The organism is Mangrovimonas sp. ST2L15 (assembly GCF_001280515.1).
Taxonomy (GTDB): Bacteria; Bacteroidota; Bacteroidia; order Flavobacteriales; family Flavobacteriaceae; genus Mangrovimonas; species Mangrovimonas futianensis.
Window position 1 is genome coordinate 1 of record NZ_LBIQ01000016.1, and the last position, 7,361, is coordinate 7,361.

General features: G+C 38.7%; 2 protein-coding genes. Both read right to left on the reverse strand.

Annotated features, from left to right (window positions below; translation table 11 throughout):
- Nucleotides 1–718 (reverse strand): HYR domain-containing protein (locus ZA07_RS00985; protein ID WP_157492010.1); only part of this gene is annotated, 718 nt, incomplete at its 3' end.
- 370 nt (nt 719–1,088) lie between these two features.
- On the reverse strand, nt 1,089–7,361 hold a 6,273-nt coding region (locus ZA07_RS00990), incomplete at its 5' end, for an HYR domain-containing protein (RefSeq protein ID WP_157492011.1).

The following is a 7,361-nucleotide window of genomic DNA, read 5'->3' on the forward strand; positions in this document are numbered from 1 at the left end:
TGGCATCACATTCTACGGTCACATCGGCAGGAACGCCAACAAGCACCGGAGGCGTGTTGTCCTCCACGGTAATGGTTTGGGTTTGTGTTGTTGTATTGCCATCGTTATCAGTTACGGACCATTCACGAACGATAGTTCCAACACCATCATTGACGGTATTGGTAGTTTCTGAATAGCTAACTGTAAGGGTTGTATCACAGTTGTCTGTTGCGGTAACCACAGCAGGAGCGGGTATGGCATCACATTCTACGGTCACATCGGCAGGAACGCCAACAAGCACCGGAGGCGTGTTGTCCTCAACAATTATATTGAATGAGCAAGTCAATCCAGTTGGAGAATCAGCACTATCTCTTTCTTCCCAAGTTTGAAATGTAATTCCTACAGGAAATGCATCACCTGTGGTATAACCAGTTAGATCAATCTGTACCATACTACCATCGACAATGTCTGTGGTTGGATTAGTATAACTCACAACAGCAGAGCATTGTCCTGGATCAACATTAACCGTAATATTAGCTGGAGGACAATCAGTTATACTTAAACTTGACCCTAAATCATTTATTGTTATTTGAGACGTAATCTCCAAATATTCTTCATAGGTGCAAACGGAGTCTGTAAAGAGTGGATAGTAAAGCTGGGAGCTAGTATGTTTAGGGATAGCAGCAAAACTTATAGCAGAAAGTAAAACTGTTAATACAATTAAGTAAGGTTTCCTCATAGTTGATATTTTTAAAAGTTTAAAAATATACCGCTACAACATTTCATAGTTGGGGCCGGTTTATAACTGTTAAAAATTGTAATTAGAGGAAATGGAAACCAATGGTACTTTTAAGACTGAGGCCGTAATTTATAATCGTTTAGGGATTTTTTTTATAATTTACTGCCATTTTTATTTTAAAATTGGTATCGTTTTAGATATTCTTCTTAATTCACAATGGATTAATAGCTATTAAAGGCCGCAATATAGAAAAATAAATATTATAAAATCTATAAAGTGCGTAAAAAACACGATGAAATGCAAATTTTTGAAGGAAATTCAAAAAAAGCGGTAAGATTATTACCGCTTTCGTAAATTTTTAAAGATTTTATTATTCAACTATCACCTTTTTACTAATACTGGTATTTAAATCAGTATCTAATTTTATGATGTAATTTCCACTTGATAAGCGTTGTACGGGTAGTTTTATTTTAGAATAGGATAGTTCAGGAACTTGAGAATGGTTCCATGTTTGTATAACTTTACCTCCCATATCAATCAATTGGACTTTTTTAATATTTATTTGGTTAAAAGTATTGATGAAAATTTCACCTGAATTATTCAAATAATTTACACTAATATCATTAGTCATATCTTCAATGGTACTTAGAGTCGATTCATCAGATTCAAAGGTTAAAAAGAATCTACTATTATATTCACCAGCATCTAAATTAATATAGAAGGGAACGTCATTGAATTGTGTATATTCATCTGTTACGGAATCATAAATAAATACTTCAATTTCATCTTCATCAAAATTCTCTAACATTCTGAGACTTATTTCTAAATCACCTGCTTGCGCCAATTCGACATTTAGTGGATATTGTTTAGTCGGATCAAATTCACTTACACCTTGAATTACAAAATTAGCATCGTCAATATTCCAAGATACATCAGAAGAATAGGTATCTATATTTTTTGCATCATAACCATAATCATAACCATCAGTAGCAGTGCTATTTGGCACAAATGCTAACATGAGATGTCTATTTAAATTATTTGACATAGACGCTGTTATTCTTACTCGCTGGATGATTGATTCATTCTCATTGTTCGAAGAATTTAGGTTTGCATTATTTGATGTTTTCAAGAAAATAGAGGCTCCAGATCCCGACTCTCGTTCAAAAACTCGTTGGTCATTCTCAAATTTGATTTGTCCCCCAGTTCCAGGTTCTAAAGCGCCTACAAAGAAACCTTGTCCCACAGGAATATATCTGCCTGGTAATAATGACGAGGAACCTAAGTCACTGATTTCATAGCCATCTTCTGTTATAGGTGGGGTGGTAGGAATTTCACCACCGCTTAAGTTGTAAGTGGCATAACCACCCTCGTAAAAGGCAAGATAATGGGAATTACTACTTAAATAATGGACCCAAAAATAGAGAGCTCCATCGAAGGCATTGGTCGATCCAGGATTAGCAGTTGATCCTTCTGCCGTTGCTAGGTTATTAGGTATGTTGTCTTTAATAAACTCATCAGCATCCAAAGCACTCGGGTAAGGATTACCAATTAATATTTGATTACCATTATAAACATTTGTATTGGTATTCTGAATTAATCCATTATGTGGTTTTCCTTTAAAAACATAATTTTGATAGTTACCAGCATTCCCGCTTCCTTTCATGGTATAACCATTTCCGGTAGGTATGCTACCAGTACTTCCTACTTGGTTCCATTGCTGATAGGTGTTGGCTATGGCGTTATAGGTCCAAAGCCAATAATTTGGCATGGAGATGGGTGGTCCTGGATTTGCATTATAGCCACCAATCCAAGTTATTGTAGCAGGATTGGATGAAGTAGTTCCATCTCTCAGAATATTTGCGACCGTAAAATTTGAATTTGTTGCAGCACCAATAGCACTAACGGGAGAACTCCAATAATTATAATTGTAAAGGTTATTGGTTCCTTGTTGATCTCGTTCAATAAATCCGCCACTAGCCGGTTCAAGTTCACTATCGTTCAATTGATCTATAGTATATCGTTTTTGAACCAATTGAGATTCTCCTATCAAATCAATTTGACCGTTTAATTTGAGATAATGGGTTATCCAAAGGCCATGACCATTGTTTGTTTCATCATCAGCACCTGTATCTTTGATTGTTAATTCATTGGAATCTACTAGTAATCCCAGTAAGGTAATGTCTTGCACATCACTTATCACATTATGATTTGTTCTAACAATATTCCAATCAATAGCCTCTCCGTTAATTCCATTGCTGTTGGGATGATCCCAAACAGAATAATATAACCATGGTGAAGCCGTTGTGGAATCGTTATCCCAATTGCCATTTTTTGTAGTAATATATGGAAGAGGAGCTGTTTGTTGTTGGCTAGTTGTGATGTTTCTCAATCTTCCAGTAACTCCTTTGTAGGCAGCTAGGTTTCCACAAGTCAAATTCATTCTGTAATATCCTTCCAAATCATTCCATAAAAGTGGGTCATCGTCAACACCATCTTGATTGAAATCTGGACCATCAATTTTGTTTAGTAATACAACACCACCAACATCTGAGCTTAAAGCCTGAATTTCTTGATTCATCATTTGATGAATATGTTCATAAGATAATGCCTTATTCCAAATTCTCAATTCATCTACCCAACCATGATAATAATTGGTAGGTTCGTTTGGAGGAGATTGATCCATCGCACCAATTAGTGCTTCTATGTTACCTGAAGTATTTGAAGGAGCGTTACCACTGGCAGTACCTAATACAATTCCATCAACATAAAGAGTATAAAGTGAGCCATCAAATGTGACTGCTAAATGGTACCATCTATTGGTTCCAACAGTATTACCTCCAGATGTTACTTGACCAGTTCCACCGGCATTCCCCCAGCGGAATCTTATTTGTCCGTCAACAATACTTAAATCATAACCGCTCGTAGTATTTCCAAATTCTTTTCTGGAAAAAACAGTCCTAGTTCCATTAGTTGAATTTGGTTTTACCCAAACTTCCAAGCTGAAATCAGAGTTTAATTGGTAATTATTTCTAAAAGTGACATGGTCATTAATTCCATCAAAGTCTACTGTTGGACAATCTTTAATTTCGACGGTGATTTCATCAAAACAACCATTATCCAAGGTCCATCTTAAAGTAAATATTCCTGGATCTGCAGAAAATATGGCATCTGGATCTGTGTCACTAGAAAATATGGCAGAGCTTCCACAAGAATTATATGTGGCGCTTTGAACACTCCAGGTACCCATCATTCCTGTTCCTATATAATCCGTGTCACCCGCAGCCGTATCTGGTACCACGTATAAGTTTGTTTCATAGGCACCTTTAATAAAGTTTTCAGTAGCTGTTTTCGTATTGTCGTAAGCGTTCAATTGAAGCGCATTTTCACCACATTCACTGTTTAAAGGGGTATAGTCTTGTCCTGCATAGGCTAAACTTGTATAGAAGTCAACAAATGCTGTACCTTCATCATTCTCTGTTCTACAACCATTTACTAGAGAGGTTACCCCATAAGTTCTAATTCCCGGGGTTACAGGTGTAATGGTGGCTTCGGTAGAAGTTGAAACAATATTGTCATCTTCATCCGTCCATTCAATTTCTTCATCTACATAGGCGTATGCAAAACCAACCTTGTCTATAGCCCAGCCACTGGCAACATCATAAGTAGGATTATTATTACAAGGGTTGTCTGCTGCCAACGGAAAACTAACATCTTCACAAGTAGATGTACTACCATTGAAAGTAAACATTACTCTTAATCCTGAAAGTCCAACATATGCTCCTAAATCAATGGACGCAGAAACCATTCTCGGGTTGGTAGTCGGTCTTTGTCCACTATTACAGTTTCCTCCAGATTTAACTAATTCTACTCCAGTTGTATTGCCTGAAGTAAAGTCTAATCCTTCAACAGTATTTAAAACTACAGAATAGGTGTTTCCAGAATCAAATGATAATTCAATAGTTCCGAATCCTCCATTACAGAAGTAGTAACTTGTATCAAAAGTCATGATGGCTTCACTAGATGTCATTCCTATGGTGCTGAAGACAGGTGTTTCCAAAGTTGTAACGTTTCCAACCCCATTTGCCATAGCAAATTTAGTATTATCATTAGTGTCATAATTTATTCCACTAAAAAGTTGATTGTTGTTAGAATTAGTTTCTTTCCATGTAGGTTGGGTGGTTGTGTTTCCACTTGCAGGAAAAAAACCATCTATACCATCAACTCGCCATCCTTCAGGTTGTGCATAGTTAAATTCACCACCTTCCCCAAATTGTCCATTAGGTTGGTCAAAGAAACTTTCAGCTGTAACTGTAATCGCTTCTCCAAGACAAATTTCTGGCGGATCAGGAGAAATACTAGTAATTATTGGTGGTTCATCAGGAGGTAGAAAACGTACATAAGACTCGGCAGTCGTTTTTGTTGCTCCTGTATCGGGATCTACAATTACAGCCCTTACAAATGTGTCGTTTGTAATTCCGGATATCGAATAAGTTAACGTTCCCGATGAAGGAGGAGTTGTGAGAGTTGTCCATGTTTCACCATAGTCATAGGATACTTCCCAATGAATGACATCTGCAGCAACTAAATTATAAGGGGCGATACTTTGAAGATTAAAAAAAACGGTGACACCATCTAACAATTCACCAGGACAAGCCGTGACCTCTACCAATGGGCTAGGGGGTTGCGGATTATCGGGAGTGGGATTAGTGATAACACCTGTCATATAAGTATTTAAATTTTTAGGTGGTTCTACGGTTACATTGGCAGTACAAGTAGATTCATTTCCATTCACATCTGTTACTGTTAAAGTTGTAGTTGCAACATATAACAACCCATCCGCAGCTTCATCAAAGACGCTTGGATTCACAGTTATTGATGCAACTCCACAAGCATCTGTGGAACCATTATCAATATTTTCTGCAGTAATTGTGGCGTCTCTGGTAATAGCATCTATAACTACAACAAAATCAGTGCATACTGCTGTTGGAGGAGTATTATCCTCCACATTTACAGTTGCTGTACAACTGTTAAAATTACCTGCATCATCATAAACTGTAAAAGTTACGGTATTCGGTCCGACATCCGAGCAATTAAATGAACTCGGAGTAACAGTCATATTAGCAATTCCACAATTATCTGAAGAACCATTATCCAAATTGGATGCTGCAATATTCACCACTCCAGAAGGACTTAGTACAGCTGTGTAATCAGTACAAACCGCAATAGGGGCTTCATTGTCCGAAGGAACCACATTGAAGGAGCAGGTGGAAAAATTGTTTGAGTCATCGGTTGCGGTAATAGTAACAACGACTGCACCGCTCAAAACAGAACCTGCTGGTGGACTTTGGGTCAAGGTTACATTATTATCACAGTTATCAGAAGTCGAAGCTTCTGAGGTATAGTCAAGTAGCGTAAATTCACAATTATCCTCAAAATCCACGTTTTTATCCGTAGGGCAATTGATTGTTGGAGCTTCGTCATCTTCAACTGTAACGATGGCATCACACGTAGAAGAGTTTCCATGAATATCAGTAACTGTTAATGTTACAGTATTTGATCCTAAATTGGCACACGTGAAGGCTGTCTGTGAGGCGTTCAAAGAGGCTATTCCACAATTGTCTGTTGATCCTCCATCTAAATCAGTTGCTGCGATTGTTGCATAACCAGCAGAATTTAATTGTATGGATATATCTTGACAAATGGCAGTTGGAGGTGTATTGTCTTCGACAGTTACTATTTGGGTATCAGTGTCCGAATTGCCGGCGGCATCAGTTACGGTCCAGGTTACTGTTGTATTACCTATTGGGAATGTGGCCGGCGCATCATTGGTTGCCGGATTAACGCCACAGTTATCAGCTGTAGTGGGTGTTCCAAGAGCCACACCAGTGGCTTGACATGAAGCATTGGCACTAACGGTTACATCTATAGGTGCAGTAATGGTTGGGTCTGTATTGTCTTCGACAGTTACTAATTGGGTATCAGTAGCCGAATTACCAGCTGCATCAGTTACGGTCCAGGTTACTGTTGTATTACCTATTGGGAATGTAGCCGGCGCATCATTGGTTGCCGGATTAACGCCACAGTTATCAGCTGTAGTGGGTGTTCCAAGAGCCACACCAGTGGCTTGACATGAAGCGTTCGCACTAACGGTTACATCTATAGGTGCAGTAATGGTTGGGTCTTTATTGTCTTCGACAGTTACTAATTGGGTATCAGTAGCCGAATTGCCAGCTGCATCAGTTACGGTCCAGGTTACTGTTGTATTACCTATTGGGAATGTGGCCGGCGCATCATTGGTTGCCGGATTAACGCCACAGTTATCAGCTGTAGTGGGTGTTCCAAGAGCCACACCAGTGGCTTGACATGAAGCATTGGCACTAACGGTTACATCTATAGGTGCAGTAATGGTTGGGTCTGTATTGTCTTCGACAGTTACTATTTGGGTATCAGTAGCCGAATTACCAGCTGCATCAGTTACGGTCCAGGTTACTGTTGTATTACCTATTGGGAATGTAGCCGGCGCATCATTGGTTGCCGGATTAGCCCCACAGTTATCAGCTGTAGTGGGTGTTCCAAGAGCCACACCAGTGGCTTGACATGAAGCATTGGCACTTACGGTTACGTCAGCAGGTGCTGTCATACA